This window comes from Parvibaculum sp., from assembly GCF_039973015.1.
Lineage (GTDB): Bacteria > Pseudomonadota > Alphaproteobacteria > Parvibaculales > Parvibaculaceae > Parvibaculum.
The window spans coordinates 148878-166820 of sequence record NZ_JBDWLT010000008.1; the positions used below are offsets into that span (position 1 = coordinate 148878).

14 protein-coding genes are annotated in these 17943 nt (G+C 60.8%); 5 read left to right on the forward strand and 9 right to left on the reverse strand.

Translation table 11 applies throughout. From position 1 onward, the window contains the following. Positions 1 to 2: 2 nt before the first annotated feature. The 4 genes from ABJO61_RS06805 to ccmI form a co-directional block, all read right to left on the reverse strand. Positions 3 to 1979: a heme lyase CcmF/NrfE family subunit gene (locus ABJO61_RS06805; protein ID WP_348323859.1), complete on the reverse strand. Its 1977-nt coding sequence runs from the start codon at positions 1977 to 1979 to the stop codon at positions 3 to 5. After that, a complete protein-coding gene (gene ccmE / locus ABJO61_RS06810; protein ID WP_348323861.1) occupies positions 1976 to 2458 on the reverse strand; it encodes a cytochrome c maturation protein CcmE in 483 nt (160 codons plus the stop codon). The genes ABJO61_RS06805 and ccmE overlap by 4 nt, the downstream gene beginning before the upstream one ends. A gap of 115 nt (positions 2459 to 2573) precedes the next feature. Next, entirely contained in the window at positions 2574 to 3506 is a 933-nt protein-coding gene (locus ABJO61_RS06815) for a peptidoglycan-binding protein (protein ID WP_348323862.1), read from the reverse strand. A 69-nt stretch (positions 3507 to 3575) separates the two neighbouring features. Beyond that, positions 3576 to 4667 carry a c-type cytochrome biogenesis protein CcmI gene (ccmI, locus tag ABJO61_RS06820; protein ID WP_348323864.1) on the reverse strand — a complete coding sequence of 364 codons (1092 nt, stop codon included), beginning with the start codon at positions 4665 to 4667 and terminating at the stop codon, positions 3576 to 3578. A 182-nt stretch (positions 4668 to 4849) separates the two neighbouring features. Between ccmI and ABJO61_RS06825 the strand changes: the two genes are divergently transcribed. Continuing rightward, positions 4850 to 7024, forward strand: a complete 2175-nt coding sequence (locus ABJO61_RS06825) for an acylase (protein WP_348323866.1) — start codon at positions 4850 to 4852, stop codon at positions 7022 to 7024. Here ABJO61_RS06825 and ABJO61_RS06830 read toward each other — a convergent pair. Next, complete coding sequence (locus tag ABJO61_RS06830) at positions 7018 to 8841, reverse strand: PAS domain-containing sensor histidine kinase (protein WP_348323868.1); 1824 nt, start codon at positions 8839 to 8841, stop codon at positions 7018 to 7020. The genes ABJO61_RS06825 and ABJO61_RS06830 overlap by 7 nt on opposite strands. A 226-nt stretch (positions 8842 to 9067) precedes the next feature. On the opposite strand from ABJO61_RS06830, the gene ABJO61_RS06835 reads away from it, so the two are divergent. Continuing rightward, on the forward strand, positions 9068 to 10285 hold the full coding sequence (locus tag ABJO61_RS06835) for a CoA transferase (RefSeq protein ID WP_348323870.1): 1218 nt from the start codon (positions 9068 to 9070) through the stop codon (positions 10283 to 10285). A gap of 3 nt (positions 10286 to 10288) precedes the next feature. Continuing rightward, positions 10289 to 11314 carry a D-cysteine desulfhydrase family protein gene (locus tag ABJO61_RS06840; protein WP_348323872.1) on the forward strand — a complete coding sequence of 342 codons (1026 nt, stop codon included), beginning with the start codon at positions 10289 to 10291 and terminating at the stop codon, positions 11312 to 11314. Positions 11315 to 11321: 7 nt separating this feature from the next. On the opposite strand, the gene ABJO61_RS06845 is transcribed toward ABJO61_RS06840, so the two are convergent. Continuing rightward, the gene (locus tag ABJO61_RS06845) at positions 11322 to 12740 is read right to left on the reverse strand and encodes a hypothetical protein (RefSeq protein ID WP_348330975.1); all 1419 of its coding nucleotides are present in this window, start codon (positions 12738 to 12740) and stop codon (positions 11322 to 11324) included. Positions 12741 to 13036: 296 nt separating this feature from the next. Between ABJO61_RS06845 and ABJO61_RS06850 the strand changes: the two genes are divergently transcribed. Continuing rightward, positions 13037 to 13243, forward strand: a complete 207-nt coding sequence (locus ABJO61_RS06850; protein ID WP_293208411.1) for a cold-shock protein — start codon at positions 13037 to 13039, stop codon at positions 13241 to 13243. Positions 13244 to 13385: 142 nt separating this feature from the next. Next, positions 13386 to 14753, forward strand: coding sequence for a YhjD/YihY/BrkB family envelope integrity protein (locus ABJO61_RS06855; RefSeq protein ID WP_348323876.1), 1368 nt, complete (start codon positions 13386 to 13388; stop codon positions 14751 to 14753). A 519-nt stretch (positions 14754 to 15272) separates the two neighbouring features. Here ABJO61_RS06855 and ABJO61_RS06860 read toward each other — a convergent pair. The 3 genes from ABJO61_RS06860 to ABJO61_RS06870 all read right to left on the reverse strand — a co-directional run bounded on the left by ABJO61_RS06860 (position 15273) and on the right by ABJO61_RS06870 (position 17918). After that, positions 15273 to 15755 (reverse strand): RT0821/Lpp0805 family surface protein, encoded by a 483-nt coding sequence (locus ABJO61_RS06860; protein WP_348323878.1) that lies wholly within the window; start codon positions 15753 to 15755, stop codon positions 15273 to 15275. A gap of 128 nt (positions 15756 to 15883) precedes the next feature. Beyond that, the gene (locus tag ABJO61_RS06865) at positions 15884 to 17257 is read right to left on the reverse strand and encodes an ATP-binding protein (RefSeq protein ID WP_348323880.1); all 1374 of its coding nucleotides are present in this window, start codon (positions 17255 to 17257) and stop codon (positions 15884 to 15886) included. After that, positions 17247 to 17918, reverse strand: coding sequence for a response regulator transcription factor (locus ABJO61_RS06870; protein WP_348323882.1), 672 nt, complete (start codon positions 17916 to 17918; stop codon positions 17247 to 17249). Before ABJO61_RS06870 ends, ABJO61_RS06865 begins: the two co-directional genes overlap by 11 nt. Between the last annotated feature and the right edge of the window lie 25 nt (positions 17919 to 17943).

Here is a 17943-nt window from a genome sequence, read left to right on the forward strand (position 1 = left end):
CGCTATTCCGCAGGTGCCGCGCGAAGCCGCGCACGGGTTGGCGCGCCGACACGAAGGCGCCGGTCGGCAAGAGACATGATCCCGCCCAGCGACATGATCCCGCCGCCGATCCATATCCACGGCGCGAGAATGTTGTAATAAGCGCGCACGACCCACTTGCCGTCATCCGATGGCTCGCCGAGTACAACATAGAGGTCCGCGAAGCCGTTGGTGCGGATCGCAGGTTCCGTTTTCTCCTGCCGCTCGGCCGGGAAACGGCGCTTTTCCGGCGTCAGGGTGCCAATCATGCGTCCGGCCTCCTCCACCCGAACGACGCCAACGGTTGCTTCGTAATTCGGGCCGTCGCGCATCCCCACGCGCTCAAGTGTCAGCGTATATCCAGCAATTTCGGCACTCTCTCCCGGGGCAAGCGTTGTGATGAGTTCGCTTTGCCATGCGGTCACGCCAACAATGCCCGCCACCGCAATGCCGAGCCCGCCATGCGCCAACGATGTACCCCACGCGGCGCGCGGCAGGCGTCGCGCACGGTAGAGGCTTTCGCGCAGAGGCGTCGTAAACAGGCGAATGCGCCACGCGATCTCGGAGGCCGCGCCCACAACGAGCCATACGGCAAGCGCCATGCCGAAGGGCGCGAGCCAGGGCCCGTCATAGGCAAAAGCGAAGGTCACGAGGCAAGCAATGAAGGCGAGAGCCGCTGCCGCGATCAACCGTTCGGCGGCGGCCTTCACGTCGGCCCGTTTCCAGCCAAGCAGCGGCCCGAGCGGTACGAGGCAGAGAAGCGGCACAAAAATGGGCACGAAAGTGTAGTTGAAGAAGGGTGGCCCCACCGTGATTTTCGCACCCGTCAAGCCATCGAGAAGCAGCGGATAGAGCGTACCGATGAAGACAGAGGCCACGGCCGCCGACAGCAGCAGGTTGTTCATCAGCAGCGCGCCCTCACGGCTGATCGGCGCAAAAATGCCACCCGTCTTCAGGAGCGGTGCGCGCCACGCATAGAGCGCCAGCGAACCGCCGACAAAAACGACGAGGATGCCAAGAATAAAGACACCTCGATCGGGATCGACGGCAAAGGCATGAACGGAGGTGAGCACACCCGAACGCACAAGGAAGGTGCCGAGCAGGGAAAGCGAGAAGGCGAGAATTGCCAGAAGGATGGTCCAGCTTTTGAGCGCGCCCCGCTTTTCCGCGACGATGGCGGAGTGAAGCAGCGCCGTCCCCGCGATCCAGGGCATGAGCGATGCGTTCTCCACTGGGTCCCAGAACCAGAAGCCGCCCCAGCCGAGCGTGTAATAGGCCCACCACGAGCCCATGGCGATGCCGATGGTGAGCGACAGCCACGCGGCAAGCGTCCAGGGCCGCACCCAGCGCGCCCATGCCGCGTCCACCTTGCCCTCGATCAAGGCGGCAATGGCAAAGGAGAAGGTCATGGAGAACCCGACATAGCCCGCATAGAGCCAGGGCGGATGGAAGGCGAGTGCGCGATCTTGAAGGATCGGATTGAGCCCGCTGCCCTCGAAGGGCGCGGGATCGAGACGCAGGAAGGGATTGGAGGTCAGAAGAATGAAAAGGAGAAAGGCAACCGCAATGGAAGCCTGCACCGCGAGGACGCGGGCGCGCAGCGTATCGGGCAGATTTTTGCCAAAGAGCGCAACCAGCGCACCGAAGAGCGCAAGGATCAGCACCCAGAGAACCATCGAGCCTTCGTGATTGCCCCAGACACCGGAGACCTTGAAGATCATCGGCTTTTCGGAATGCGAATTGTCGAAGACCAGCTTCACGGAGAAGTCGGAAACAACGAAGAGATAGAGGAGCGCGCTGAAGGCGAATGCGACAAGCAGGAACTGAAGCAGCGCAGCGGGGTTTGCAACGCCGATCAACTGCGCGTCGCGGCGATGCGCACCGACCATCGGCACAACCATCTGCACCAACGAGACGACGAAGGCGAGTACCAGCGCGAAATGGCCGAACTCGGCAATCATGGATAACTGCCCTGTCCGTAGGTTTCGGCGTGCGATGCCTCGGCGCCCTCACCCTGCCAGTTGCCGGTCCTCTTCAGCGCGTCGGCAACTTCGGGCGGCATGTAATTTTCGTCGTGCTTCGCGAGCACCTTGTCGGCGGTGAAGGTGCCGTCTTGCTGAATGGCGCCCTCGGCGACGACACCCTGCCCCTCGCGGAAGAGGTCCGGCAGCACACCGCGATGGGTGACAGAAATCGTCTCCACGAAATCGGTTACATTGAAACGCACATTCGCGTCCCCGAGCTTTTGCAGCGAGCCCATTTCGACCAGTCCGCCCAGACGAATCCGCTCGCCCGGCTCCACGCCACGCTCGGCCACGTCGCTCGGGCTATAGAAGAACGTAACGCTGTCGCTCAACGCATAGAGCACGAGCCCGGCGGCAATACCCAGAATGCCGAGGCTGACGAAGATGAATGTGGCGCGGCGCTGTTTGCGCGTCATGTTTCGCTCCCGTCCCGGGCCGCAAGGTGGCCAATGAGGAGAGGTATATCCCGCCGGAACCTCCCCTTGAAACCGCTAAATCGTCGCGGGCGACAAGGTTTTCGGGGCCGGGGCCTCAAAGTCCCAGCATCAGGCGGGTTGCCGGCCCCGCAATACCATCATCCACGATCCCGAAGTCGCGCTGAAAGGATTTCAGCGCCTTTTCGACGCTTTCGCCAAAGATGCCATCGCAATTCAGGGCATAGCCCTCCTTCACAAGCGCCTCCTGAAGGGCACGGACATCGTTCCCGCTCATTCTTGGCTCTGCAAGGCGGAGCGTCCGGTTTGCCGCATCTTCAGCCGAAGCAGGAATGGCGGGACCAATATCCAGCACATCCTTATCTATATGAACGCCACGCACCGTCACGGGCAGTGCAAGCGACCAGTTGCCGGCTTTCGCCAGTGCCGCGAAGGCATCCATGCGATAGACACATTTCCTCAAAAGCGTGTTCGAGTGTCCGGCGAACCATGAACGGCGTTCGGCAATGTAGACCTCCGTCCACTTGCGCGCGCCCGCCTTCAGTGGCGTCCCAATCTTTGCGGTGGTGCGATCACGCATCGCGCTCCAAGAGCCGTGAACGACGCCGTCATAGACGATGGCGGCGGACAGCGCCTCGACGAGACCGAGCTTCCCTGCTGCCGTTACCGCCGGTGCCCAGTAAACACGGTCGAAAAAAGCATCTTGCGCCTCCTGCATGACAGGGTCGGCACCTGCTTCGCTCAGAAGGGTTCGGAACGCCCGGTCCGTATCGAGGCGAAGATCGATGTCGGCAAGGCGTGGCAGATAAGGCTGGAGCGGCCGCGCATGTGAGGCGCCGGACATCGCGCAATATGACTTGATGAGGAGGTGGAGATTGCCGCTGCCGAGCGTAGTTTGCGCGCGACCATAGGTGAGATGCCCGCTATCACCCGCAAGCAGCGTGACACGGGCATAGTCGCCGCGCGCGCTTCCCGTCTCGAAGATGTTGACGATAGCCTTCGCCGTTTCCTTTTGCGTTTTGCTCAACATGATTGCCTGCCGCCCCCCTGCGCGTGTGAGTCGGCGTTCATCCTACAGGCAGGCCGGGCTGGCCGGGGATTAGTCGGCGAGCGATTTTTCGGCTTCTGCGATCCGGTCTAGAGCAACTTCGTCTTCGGGAAAGATCGCTCTGGCCTCTGCCACCGCCGCGCGAGCCTTTTCCATTTCGTTCAACACCTTGTAGGAGCGGATCAAACGAAGCCAGCCTTCGAGGTCGGCGGGATCTTCTGCCAGGCGCGCCGCAAGACCGTCCACCATGCCGCGGATCATCGGCTCATCGGCAGCAGAAATGGCGGGGCGCTGCTCCACGGATGCGATGCGCGCGCGAAGGGCGGGCACCCAGTTCGCGTCGTCGGGGGCCGTTTCAAGGAGTTTTTTCCAGCGCATGAGCGCCGCGTCGCGGTTCCCGGCTTCGAAGTCAGCCATGCCGAGAAAATATTGCGCTCGGGGTTCTGCCGGGTCGATCTCGACCGCCTTTTCGAAATCCTGTTTCGCACCCGGGCCCACGATACCGTCATTCGACATGACGCGCGCCTCGCCGCGCGCCGCAAGACGGCCTGCCGTCACTCCGCCTGCCAGCATAGCGCGGGTCCAGGCGTTCGCTGCCTCCTCGAAGCGGCCAAGCTGCAGATAAACGGGCGCAACAAGCTCCCATCCGCGCAAGTCGTCCGGCTGCTGTTTCAGGTGACGCTCGATCCTGAGCACCAGGCCTTCAAGAGGCAGCTCTTCCGGCGGAACGCTCAGGCGCTCGGCAAATGGCTGTCCCTTCATGCCGGGAGACCCCTCGGCAAGATAGACGCCGAGGGCGAGGGCCGGCACGGCCAGCGCAAGCAGCAGCGCCGTGCCCTTGCGCCAGCGCGGATCGGCGGCCTCGGTGCGTCCCGTCTTTTCACGCTCCTCATCCGCCGCGAGAAGCCGGCGCGAGACTTCAAGGCGAGCGGATTCCGCTTCCGTCTCACCGATTACGCCCCGTTCAAGATCGCGGCCAATTTCCTCAAGCTGATCGCGATAAAGCGCAACTTCGCTGTCGCCTCGGCTCGCCCCCGGGGCCAACGCTTCGCCTCTCAACGGGCGCAGCAACAGCCAGAGCGCAACGCCCGTGAGCAATGCAAACGAGAGAAAAAGAAGTATGTCGTTCGGCGAAAGCAGCACGGGTAAACCTTCTTCAGGAGTTGGCGGCGCAGGGGCGCCGAGCCTGTATAGAGGTTTCAACCGTATGCCGAAAGCGGCGGAGGGACGCAGCCCGGTTTGGCGGCGGCCTGCCCCGGCCCCGGCAATTTGACGGAATCGGCCGGTCGGTTAGGCTCGCAACCTGGCAAAAAAAGGGGGGCCGCGTGTTGCGCATCGTGAAAGCAGGACTGTTCGGACTGGCTGGCCTCGCGGCAATGGTCCTCGCCGTCATTCTCGTTCGAGCCGCAATCGACGCGCCAACCGCCGCCGATCCTGCGCCCTTCATCGCGAAAGCCGCCGAATATGACGCAACGATAAAGCGCGACGAATGGGGTGTGCCGCATATTTTCGGTGACCGGGACGCGGATGCAGCCTTCGGTATCGGCTATGCGCATGCGGAGGATGACTTTGGCACGATCCAGGAAGTGCTGATTGCAACGCGCGGGCATCTCGCCTCCATCAAGGGTGAACGGGCGGCGGTGACGGACTATCTCGTCAATCTGATGGGTGTCTGGGAAACGGTGAACAAGCGCTACGAAAGCGATCTCTCGCCCGAGGTACGGGAAGTGATCGAGGCCTATGCGGACGGCGTGAACTACTATGCCGCCCTTCACCCGGAGAATGTCATTCCCGGGACGTTGCCTGTTACCGGAGAAGACATCGCAGCAGGGTTCATTTTCAAGTCGCCCTTTTTCTACGGGCTCGACAAGGTGCTTCTGGCCGTCTTCGAAGGGAAGGTCGGGGGCGAGACCGGACTGTCCAAGGAAGGTGTGGATGCATTCCTGCCTTCGGAGAAGCCTTATCCCATCGGCTCCAATGGCGTCGCGACAGGCCCTGCCCGCTCGGCGGATGGCGCGACCCGGCTTCTCGTCAATTCGCATCAGCCCTTCACCGGCCCGGTCGCCTGGTATGAAGCCGTCATCGAAAGCGGGGAAGGCTGGCACGTGGCGGGCGGATTCTTCCCCGGCTCTCCCTTCATGCTGCATGGCCACAATGCAACGCTCGGCTGGGCAAACACCGTGAACGAACCGGATCTTGCCGATGTCTATCGCCTCACGGTCAACCCGGATGACGAATATCAATATCTGCTCGACGGAGAATGGCGGAACTTCGAAGTAAGTGTTGCTACAATCCGCGTCGATCTCTGGGGGCCCTTCTGGTGGACGGTGGAGCGCGAAGTGCTGCGCTCCGAGCACGGGCCTGCACTGCGGACGCCGAACGGCACCTTCGCGGTGCGATATGCGGGGATGGGGGAAATCAGGCAGGTCGAGCAGTATTTCGCACTCGACAAGGCCCGGAACCTCGGCGAATGGATCGAGGCGATGCGGCTGCAGGCCTTGCCGAGTATCAACTACATCTACGCCGACGCTCAGGGGAACATCGCCTATGTCTACAATGCGCAGTTCCCCGATCGAAAAGAAGGCCCCGACTGGTCGGGCGTAGTACCGGGCGACGATTCATCGCTTATCTGGAAAGGATACGTTCCCTTCGAGGTCGTCCCGAAGCTCATCAATCCAAATTCAGGTCTCGTGTTCAATGCGAACAACACCCCGTTCCGGGCGACTGCAGGAAATGACAACCTTGATCCGGCGAACTTTCCTGGCACGCTCGGCATCCAGACGGATATGACGAACCGTGCACTGCGCCTTGAGGAAACCTATGGCGCGGACAGTTCGATAACGCGACGTGAATTCCACGAGTACAAATACGATCTGCGCTACAGTGAAAATTCTGCCATGGCGGCGCTCATCGGAGAACTGATCGAAGCAGATTCCCAAGGCAACGAAGACGTAGAAAAAGCGCAAGAAATCCTGCGCGGATGGGACCGCCGGACGGATGTTCGCAGCCGAGGCGCGGCGCTTGCCGTTTTGACGGCGCAACCTGTCATCACCGCACGCCTTCGCGGTCAGACACCGCCCGACCCCATGGCAAAGTTGCATGATGCGATCGAGCGGCTAACAACGCATTTCGGACGTCTCGATCCCGAATGGGGCGAAGTCAATCGCTTCCGGCGTGGCTCCCTCGATCTGGCCGTCGACGGAGGGCCCGATATTTTGCGGGCGATCTACGGCACAAGTGAGGAAGATGGAACACTGAGTGCGCATGGCGGCGACACGCTCATCATGTTCGTGGAGTGGGACCGGAACGGGAAACTTTCCTCTGAAAGCGTGCACCCCTTTGGCTCAGCGACGCTCGACCGCTCTTCCCCGCATTACGCAGATCAGTCGCCACTTTTTGCCGGCATGAGAGTGAAGCCTGTGCGCTTCACGCGCGAAGAACTCGAAGGTCATATCGCGGAAAGCTACCGTCCCGGCGAACGGGACAAGACAGCTCAATAGGCCGCCACACCTTTCGGCTCTTCCCGGGTAACAACGCGCGAGAGCGGCAACTCTATGTGTACCGTTGTTCCCTGTCCGATTTCACTCTCGATGGTAAGTACGCCACCGTGAAGCTCCGTCAGATGTTTCGCAAGCGGCAGGCCGAGGCCCGTTCCTTCATGCTGACGCGAGAGCGAACCGTCGAGCTGTGTAAATGGCGTGAGTGCACGGGGAATATCGTCTTTGGAAATGCCGCAGCCCCGGTCCGTTACGGAAATACGTAAATATTCGGACGCGAGCTGTCCCGATATTGAAATCTCGCCACCGTCCGGACTGAACTTCACCGCGTTCGAAACAAGATTGATCAGCACCTGCTTCAAGGCACGCTCATCTGCCACCACCACAAGCGATGGATCAGGCAGGTTGCATGCAAGATCGATATTGGCCTGCTGGGCGCGATGCCGGACGATACGCATGGCGGATTGCACGACATGATCGAGGTCCGTCTCATCTTCATGCAGTTTGAAGTGGCCGGCCTCTATCTTGGAAAGATCGAGAATGTCGTTGATGAGACTGAGAAGATGCACGCCGCTATTGTGAATGTCTTCCGCGTATTCGCGGTAGCGCGGGTTGCCGACCGGCCCGAAAAGCTCGCGCTCCAACGCCTCCGAAAAACCGATGATGGCATTCAGTGGTGTGCGAAGTTCATGACTCATGTTGGCCAGGAATTCCGATTTGGAGCGGCTCGCGGCAGTTGCCTGGTCGCGCGCATCGCGAAGCGCTTCCGCTTCCCGGCGCCGCGCGGTGACGTCCTGAAGACCCAGAAGCATGGCGCGGCGTCCTTGAAAATGGACGATCGCCGCCGAGACGAGAACATGGATGGGCTCACCATCCATGCGTTTCATGCCAAGTTCCACGGGCGCCCCGGCACGCCCCTTCAAAACGAGACGATCGAGGCGGGCGGGAAGGTCGTTTTCCTGGAAAAGCTGGCGCACATCGAGTCCGCTCACATCCTCGTCTTCAACATCGAATAGCTGGAGGGCAGCCATATTCGCCTGCATCACGCGAAAGGTCGCAGGATCGATCAATGAAATAGGCAAAGGTGCAGCATAGAAAATGCTCTGGAAACTTTCTTCCGTCGCGCGCACAGCCTGTTCAGCTTCCTGACGGACTCCCACTTCCCGCTTCAGCTCATCATAGAGTTCCTGCTGACGCAGAAGGGTTGTGAAGCCGTTGCGGCGCAGCCTGTTTGCGGCGCGCACCATCTCGACGCCGATCGCGTTCACGACGGCGAAGAGAACGCAGATTTCCAGCATGGTGATGGCGGACACCTCGCCCAGCGAAGGTGTAACCGCGACAAACCCGATGCACAGAAGAGAAGACAAGGCGAGGTTGGTGGTGAGGCGCGTCGGCACCCCGATGTAGAAAGCAAAGAGTATGACCACGATGCTGAGAAGCGCAGCGGCGAAATCGACTTCGCCGAGCATCAGCGAGAGAGGTGCGATGATAGCAACGAGAGCCTGCGTGAGAATGGCGCAGAACATGAAGTAGCGCTGATCGCCGGGCGCCCGGAAAAACTTTAACGCGAGAAGAATTGAACCGAGCGCCACCAGACGGCCCGCCGACAGCGCAACAAAAGACCAGCTGAACCCGAGCGTGATGAAGTCGAAAACCATCCAGCTCGTGAAGACATAGACGGCAATCAGCACCGCACCCAGGCGCGAATGTATCTCGTCCCAGCTTGCGCGCAGATAATTGTCTTCGAGTACCGGATCGGCAAATTCGCCAGTCCAGAGATATGCGGGTTCGTCCTCCGGCTTGCGCCGCAGTGTGGACAAAGCCTCTCCACTCGTGTCAGCCGACCACGTCACGCAAGCGTCCTCTCTTCATTCCGCGCCGGGGACGCTCCTCCCGCGATCCCAGCGCGTAGATTACGGAGCAAAGGCTAAATAAAATGCAAAATTCGGAAAGGCGGTCTTTCTCATTGCGGCAGCCTTGCCTATCGTCTGGGCACCTGTCCGCTGTGCGAAAATGAGACAGGGCGATCTGATGCAAGGAGAGGTCATGTCAGGGGAGAAAAGCGGCGGCATTCTGGAAGGCGTCCGCGTACTCGATTTCGGCCGCTACATAGCGGGGCCCTATTGTGCGGCGCTGCTTGGCGATATGGGCGCAGAGGTCATCCGCATCGAGCGGAGAGAAGGGTCCGAGGACCGTTTCGTGCAGCCGATTGTGCCGGAAGCCGGACCCGGCGAAGGTGGCGAGGGAGCCATGTTTCTGCAGATGAACCGCAACAAGCGCGGCCTCACCCTCGACCCCATGACGGAAACCGGACGTGGCATCGTACGCCGGCTCGTCGCCACGGCAGATGTCGTTGTCGCAAACCTGCCTCCTTCGACACTGAAGACTATGGGGCTCGACTACGAGAGCCTTACTGCGGAGAAACCCGACATCATCCTCACCACGGTCTCGGCCTTCGGCCATGGCGGGCCCTATAGCGAACGAACCGGCTTCGACGGGGTGGCGCAGTCAATGGTGGGCGCGGCCTACCTCACAGGCCATCTCGAGGAGCCCGTAAAGAGCTATGCACCCTGGGTCGATTTCGGCACTGCCTCGCTCTCGGCCTTCGGAACCATGGCGGCGCTCATGGAACGGGCAAAATCCGGCAAGGGCCAGGTCGTCGAAGGATCGCTTCTTTCCACCGCCCTCGCCTATTTCAATTTTCATCTTATCGAACAGGAGCTGCGCAAGACGGACCGCGTCGCCATTGGCAACCGCTCTCCCTATGCAGGCCCCGCCGATATTGTCCGCACGAAAGATGGCTGGATACTGGTTCAGGTGATCGGCATGCCTCTCTTCAAGCGGTGGGCGCGCCTCATGGGTGAAGATCACTGGCTGACGGACCCGCGCTTCAAGGATGACCTTTCACGCGGAGATCATGGCGAAATCCTTTCGGAGCGCACTCAGCGATGGGCGGAAACGCGGACAACGGAAGAAGCGCTCGCCGAACTCGAAGCCGCGCGCATCCCCGCCGGTCCGGTTTATTCACCGCAACAGGCGCTCGATGACAGGCATATAAATGACATGGGCTATCTGAAGCCTCTGGCCTTTCCGGGCCTGCCCGGCCCAGCTCCGGTCATGGAGACACCGCTCCGGCTCTCCCGCACGCCAGGTTCCGTCCGCGAGCGCGCACCGCTGCTCGGCGAACACACGGAAGTTATTCTTGGCGAACTCGGTTACACAACAGACGAGATTTTGTCGTTTCGTTTGGAAGGGGTGATCTGAAGCATGCCGAAGGCTCTCGACGAATTTCCGCATCTGCCGCTTGCCCATCTTCCGACACCGCTGGCGGAGATGCGCCACCTGCGCGACGAACTCAGGGCACGTGGAGCACGCGACGTTCCTCGCCTCTTCATCAAGCGGGACGATTGCACCGGCCTTGCCACCGGCGGCAACAAGACGCGGAAACTCGAATATCTTTTAGGAGAAGCCCTGGAACAGGGTTGCGACACGATCGTGACGACAGGCGCGCTGCAATCGAACCATGCGCGCCAGACCGCGGCGGCGGCAGCCGTTGCCGGGCTCTCGTGCATCCTCGTTCTGTTCGACACCGTGCCCTACAAGGCCACCGCCTATCGCCGTTCAGGCAACCTGCTGCTCGATCGCATTCTCGGAGCGGAGGTTCGCATCGAAAACGCCGATGCGGATGCGGCAGAAATATTCGGCAAGCTCTTCAAGGAAATCGAGGCCAAGGGGGGCAAACCCTATTTCGTCCCCGTCGGCGGATCGAGCCCGACAGGGTCGCTTGGCTATGCCAATGCCTATCTGGAACTTGCCGATCAGCTCGATGCGCTCGGCCTCGATCAATCGGTGATTGTTCACGCCTCTTCGAGCGGCGGCACCCAGGCCGGTCTTGTCGCCGGCGCGCAGCTTCGTGGCGCCGGTCCTGCCATCGCGGGCATCAACGTCTATCGCAAGGACAATGCTGCAATGGCGGAGAGCATTCATGCGCTCGCCAGCAAGACAACCGCCCTGCTGGAAGCGCCATCGCCCGATGTGGGCTCCATCGATCTCGACGGCGGGTTCCTCGGTGAGGCCTATGGTCTGCCCTCACAGGAAATGAGAGACGCGGTCGAACTTGTCGCTCGCATGGAAGGTGTGCTTCTCGATCCGGTCTACACGGGCAAAAGCATGGCTGGTTTCCTCGGGCAGATCATGGCTGGGAGATATACCGAAAAGGAAGCCGTGGTTTTTCTGCACACTGGCGGTTCTTCAGGTCTCTTCGCCTATGAGGAAGAATTCGCCGCGCGATGACGAACGATCACCCCTGCGCGGCAACCTGGCCGCGCCGGCGCAACACTTCGGCTTGCCTGTCCTCACCGAGCGTCTCGTGAAGCCTTGCCGCTGCTTCGAGGAAATCTCCGGCGTTGGCGCGCGACGTCCCTTGCGAAACACGCAGTTCTTCAAGCAGCCTGTCTTCGTATGAGGCGAGATAAGTTTCGATCTGCTGGCGAATGCTGCGGCAGTGACTTTGCGCGCCGAGCGGTTCGCAGATCGGGGTCACACCACTCACAAAACGCAGACATGCCGCAACGCGGTCAAGACGGGAACGATCGGGCGCTTTCCCTAGATCGGGACGCATTGGCCCGCCGCGGCCATACTGGCCGAACTGATGGAAGGGTAATGCACGGACAAGTTCCGTCTCGAAGCGAGACATTTCCTGCGAGATCGCCGCCGACAAGCGCCCGCGCGCGGAAAGCAACCTCTGCCCCCATTCGCCATTACGGTGCAGGTCGATCTCGGCAGTGAAACCTTTCGAGAGATGCGCGAAGCGTCTTACATCTTCGAGAAGTTCGTCGAGATCGGCATGGCCGGGGCGCAACGCTTCACAACGACGCGCGATCTTCTCCATATCGGACAGCAATTGCTCGCCGAAGATCGCGAGTTCGCAACGGCTGATCACCTTGTCGTCACGCTGCTGGGCAACCTTACGGACGAAACGCAGAATCTGGGAGGGTTCACTGAGACGCCCCGTCACGGCAAAGGCCAGGTAAAGGGCGTTGGATGGCGATGTCTCTTCTACCCTTTCGTAAAGCTCCTTCAGCGCCGCGACCATCCCCTCGTCGAAATCGGCGATTTGCTTTGGCAACGCCGCCTGCAGTTCAAGCATGACGGGCGCAACGGAAAGAACATCGGCGATCTCGCAGGCATCCTCGAAGCCGATCTCGCCGCCGAGACGCTTTTCGACCTGCTTGCGCCTCGCTGCATCCTGACGCGCTTCACTGAGCGCGGCTTGGATGGCGGCGGCGGTGGAGGCATGCATGACGGACACGGCCGCGTTCAGCGCGACGTCGTCATTCTTCAAGGTATGCTCTGCAATCCGGGCTTTCAAATCGGGAAGCGTGTCCGGCATCAAATCCTGTTCAAGCCACGACCAGACACGCATGACCGAGGCGCGGGATATCCGCCCCTGGCGCGCGCCGTTGTCGTCCCGATCGACCAGAAGATCTTCGAAAGGGCGGCAGAACTGGCGCAGGGCATCCGGCATCCCGGGCCGTGCGCCCTTGAACGATGCGAGCAGGGGACGAAGGCCGGCAAGGATCATTTCGTAGGGAAGGTTCGCTGTTCCGCGCAGCCGCTCCCGCTCCAGGCCGGAGGCAAGCTTCAGCGCGGTAGGCTGCGGAAGCTGAGCCAGATAGCTTGCGAGCTTCTGTCTGATCGACGTTTGCTGTTCCGTCATCATCGGCTTTCGCGGTGCAATCGCTGGTTCCGGCGCTTTCCCTGGTTAGCGGGTAACCAATCCAGAATATGCGCCTCTGTTTCCGGGTTCCCGTGCAGGCTAGCCAGCCATGCTTAAAATTTGGTTCCACACGGCGGAAAATCACAGAATTCCTCTGTAAACTGCCTCTAAAATCCGATGTCGCGCCCCTAGATTTTCGATAGGCCTCGGGAAAATTCGGTGATAGCGTTTTTAATCGGGTGTCATCGTCAGGCTGGCATCCGTCCTTTATTTCTACACGAGGCATTCAAGGCACTATGGCTAGCGGAGTCGTGAAGTGGTTCAACGCCACTAAGGGTTATGGTTTCATCGCACCGGCGGATGGCGGCAAGGACGTGTTTGTCCACATCTCTGCCGTCGAACGCGCCGGTCAGAAATCCCTGCAAGAAGGTCAGCAGATCCAGTACGAACTGGTCGAGGGGCGCAATGGCCGCTTCTCTGCCGAAGAACTGGTTCTCGGCTAACATCGGGTCGCGCGGGACACATCGCCCGCACGTTCGAGAGACCAAGGCCCTCCCCTTCGGTGGAGGGCCTTTTTGTTGTGGACGGAAGAGCTGACCGTCGCCAAAACTGGCCGAAGCTCGGCCTGGCAGATAGCATAATCCCATGTTCGGACCTTACACGCTTCTTGAACGCGCTCACACCTTTGTCTGGGACCGTCCGCTGAGCGAACTGCCCTGGTGGCAGAGGTCGCTTTTTCTTGCGGCGCGGATCGGTTGGGCAGTGATACGCGACCTTCTCGGCGGCGCGCTCAGCCTGCGTGCCATGAGCCTCGTCTACACCACACTGCTTTCCATCGTCCCTGCGCTCGCCATCGCCTTTGCCGTGTTCCGCGCCTTCGGCTTCGACAGCTGGATCGAAGACCTGCTCGCGGACTTCCTTTCCCCCCTTGGCGACCAGGGGGTCGAGATCACCCAACAGATGCTGGAATTCGTGCAGCGTGTGAACGTCAACGTGCTTGGCACGGTTGGCTTCGCTTTCCTGCTCTACACCGTCATCTCGCTCATCAACAAAGTGGAAGCAGCCTTCAATTCGATCTGGCGCGTGGAGTCGAACCGCTCCTTCGCCCGCCAGTTTACCGAGATCGTCAGCATGAGCGTTCTCGGGCCGCTTCTCGTGCTGACCGTATTCGGCATCATGGCCGGAGCCGTGTCGAATTCCTTTGTCGGCAGCCTCACGGAATATGCGACCGTGCGGTACATACTCGAACAGTCGAGCCGCATGCTTCCCTATGCCGTGCTCATCGCCGCTTTCGGTTTCATGTACATCATGATCCCGAATACAAGGGTAAAGGCCAGCGCTGCGGCGGTTGGCGCAACGGTCGCCGGTATCGCCTGGGGCGCGGCTGGCTGGACTTTCGCTACCTTCGTCGTGAAGTCGGCACAATATGTGGCGATCTATTCCGCCTTTGCGAGCCTCGTCTTCTTCATGATCTGGCTCTATGCCGCTTGGCTCATTCTGCTCGGTGGCTGCGCCATCGCGTTCTATTATCAAAACAGGGCCTATCTCTCGCCCCATGCGGGCGTCAGCCTGCTCACGCTTCGCCAGCTCGACCGCATGGCCGTGCAGGCCCTGCTTCTCGTGCACGACGCATTCAACCGCGGACAAACACCCTGGACGGAAGAAACACTCGCACGGCGGCTGCATGTGCCGATGGAGTCGATGGGAGAGATCGGCACGGCGCTCTGCGAGGCCGGCCTTCTCACTTTCACCACGGGCACGCCAAGCCGCTTCGTGCCGGGTCGTCCGGCCGACAAGACGAAGCTGGCCGATGTCTTCGATGCTGTTCGGACGAAGCGCTACCGGCGCAGTATCGCCGACGACACCCTCGCTCATGAACCCCGCGTGGAAGCCTTTTTCGAAAAGCTGGATGAACGGAAATCCGAGATTGTCGATGCCGTCACCATCGCTTCCCTGATGGCGGCAGACGAAAGCGAACCGGAGAAAGTCATCTCCGCAACCGCCGCAAGTTAACACCTTGATTCGTAGCGATGACTGGATTGCGTTCGCAGCAGCGCCATGTCCATGCGCTGCCGCCGTCATGTATCGTCACCTCGCCCGGAAAAACTCTCGATAAACCGCAGTGAACCGTACCGCATGATGTATGTGCGGAAGTTTCATACACATTTGCTTGACGCGGGCCCCGCAGGGATTCACGCTAAAGATCCTTGGTTCAACAATTGAAAGGAGGTGATCCGATGTCTAACGGTTTGCTGACGCCGTTTGCCATCGCCAAAGTTTCGATCTCGATAGAGGGTCGTATGGCGAGGCAGGAAGAGCCGGACACTTCAGGGGGCCTTTCTGCCTGAGCCTTTATCCTTTATTGCCGCACCCCTTGAGGGCGCGGTGACTCTTCGAGACGAATAGTTTGGTGCAAACGGGGCGGTCCCGTAGATACAAAAAATGAGGCCGCGTCGCTGCCGTTCCGAACTGGCCGCCGCATTCCTTCAGGAAAGCGGCGGCCTTTTCACGTCAGTTCCTCGGAAATCAATTTCAGTTCGCGATCTGCCAGCTTCCATCCGGCTGACGGCAAGCCGTGCCGTAAGCGCTTTCGGGGTGCCCGCCGATATAGACGGTCTGGCTGTATTCGCGGCAATACCCGCCGCGCGCTGTCTGATAGGAGCGGCCGGGTTCAACATAGCCGTAATTGCCGCTGTCCGGGTTGCTCCAGCGCGTCGGCTGACCGCTCTGGAAGGCTCCATAAGAAGCGTTCTGCAGATAGCTCTGGTCCGCGCGATCAAGGCTGCGGCCAATATTGTTGCCGACGAGCGCGCCGAGCAGCACGCCAGCGCCCGTCGCCCAGAGACGACCGGAACCGCCGCCAATCTGCGACCCTGCGAGGCCACCCGCAACGGCACCTGCGACCGTACCGATACCCTGCTTCGGGCCTCCGCTGTAGCCGTAGGGATTTCCGGTTTGACACCCGGCAAGCGCTGCGGCGAGAGCACTGACGAGAAAGACATTCCTGATCTTCATGACACGTACCCCAATTCCTGGTTGGTTGATCCGATGGTCATGAAGGTAGATGACGGCTGTTGAGCAGGCCCTGAACGCGCCATTCATGCGGCGTTCAGCTTGCCCGGCTCATTGCCTCGCTTTTTCTCTCACCCGGCGGCGGCTGGGAGATAGAGATCCGCGCGGAGGCCGCCGAGCGGCGATTTGTCGAGCCTCACTTCGCCGCCGTAAAGCTCTGCGATCTCCGTCACGATGGAAAGCCCAAGCCCCGATCCCGGCTTCGACTCATCAAGCCGCGTTCCGCGTTTCATCACAGCGGCGCGCGCATCTTCGGGAAGCCCCGGTCCATCATCTTCGACACGCAGACAGAAGAAGGGTCTCGCCTTCAGCGTGGCGGCGTTCGGGATTACCGTCACGCGCACACGCCTGTTCGCCCATTTGCAGGCGTTGTCGAGCAGGTTGCCGGCCACTTCTTCAAGGTCTTGTGTCTCGCCCCGGAAGCCCGCCTCATCCGGGCAATCCAGTTCGACGGTGACGCCGCTCTCTTCATAGATACGCTCAAGCGCAAGTGCCAGCCGCTCCAGCACCGGCTCCACCGGCGTATGCGCCCCAAGTACGTTTGCGGACGCCGCCATGCGCGCACGAGCAAGATGATGGTCGATCTGTTCGCGCATCTGCCCAGTCATGCGCGTCACCGTCTCTCCGAAAGCGCCATCGTGGTTCCGGGCCTCATTTGTCAGCACACTGAGAGGTGTCTTGAGGGCGTGAGCGAGATTGCCTACATGGGTGCGCGCTCGCTCTATCACTTCCCGGTTGCCCTCCAGGAGCCCGTTCAGTTCGTCGGCCAGCGGCTGGATTTCGGCGGGGAACCTTCCCTCAAGCTTCGTCGCCCTGCCGGAGCGGATCTGCGCGAGAGAACCGCGCACGCGTTCCAGCGGGCGCAGGCCGAAGCGCACCTGAATCAGCAGCGCAATAAGCAGCCCGGCCCCCATTGCACCCATCGCAGCGAAAACCCAGGTATTGAAGCTCTGGATTTCGGCGTTCATTTCCGAGCGATCTCCCGCCACCGCAAAGGAAACCGGCACATCGTAGCCGGGTAACGTCAGCCGGCGTTCGACCACGCGCAGAGGCTGGTTCTCGGGCCCAACCGTATCGAAAACCTTCAGACCGACATCGCTGCGAACCGTCTCATCGGCGGGTGAAAGATCGAGGGATTGATCAAAAAGCGAACGCGAACGCACAGCCGCGCGCGGTGCCACTGGCCATATCTGCCAATACCAGCCGGAATAAACGAGATCGAAACGCGTTTCGGAAAGGCCGCCCTGACGCTCTATTTCGCCGTCATCGTTAACTTCGGTCGTGGCGATCAGTGAGTGCAGGAGAACGGAGAGCCGGGCGTCAAAACTACGCTCGGTGGAATTGCGGAAAATGGCGGAGAGGATCAATCCACCCGCGACCAGCGCAATGACGCTCCAGAGCGCGGCGCCCGCGATCAGCCGGAATGCAAGACTGTCAGACCGCATCTTCGGGCGCCACAAGACGGTAGCCCAGGCCGCGCACAGTCTCGATTACATCCTTGCCGAGCTTGCGGCGGAGGCGGCCGACAAAGACCTCGATCGTATTGCTGTCGCGGTCGAAATCCTGATCATAGAGATGTTCGACGAGTTCGGTGCGGGAAATCACACGGTCCTGATGATGCATCAGATAGGCGAGCAGCCGGTATTCCAGCGAGGTGAGCTTGATCGCGCGGCCGTTTACTGTCACGCGAGAGCTTTTCGTGTCGACGCGGACGGGGCCACATTCGAGTTCACTCGTCGCATGCCCGCTCGCCCGGCGGAGCAGTGCGCGCAGCCGCGCCAACACTTCCTCCATGTAGAAGGGTTTCGCCACATAGTCGTCGGCTCCGGCGTCGAAACCGGCGACCTTGTCGCTCCAGCGGTCGCGCGCGGTAAGGATCAGCACCGGCATGGTGCGGCCGTCGCGCCGCCATTTTTCAAGTACGGTGACACCATCCATCTCCGGCAGGCCGAGGTCGAGGATCACCGCATCATAGGGTTCGGTGTCACCGAGAAAATGCCCCTCCTCGCCGTCCTTCGCGCTATCTGCCACATAGCCCGCCTCTTCGAGCGCCGCTACAAGCTGACGGTTGAGATCCGGGTCGTCCTCGACAACAAGAAGCCGCATAACCTTCTCCGTTCTTCGCCTGTCC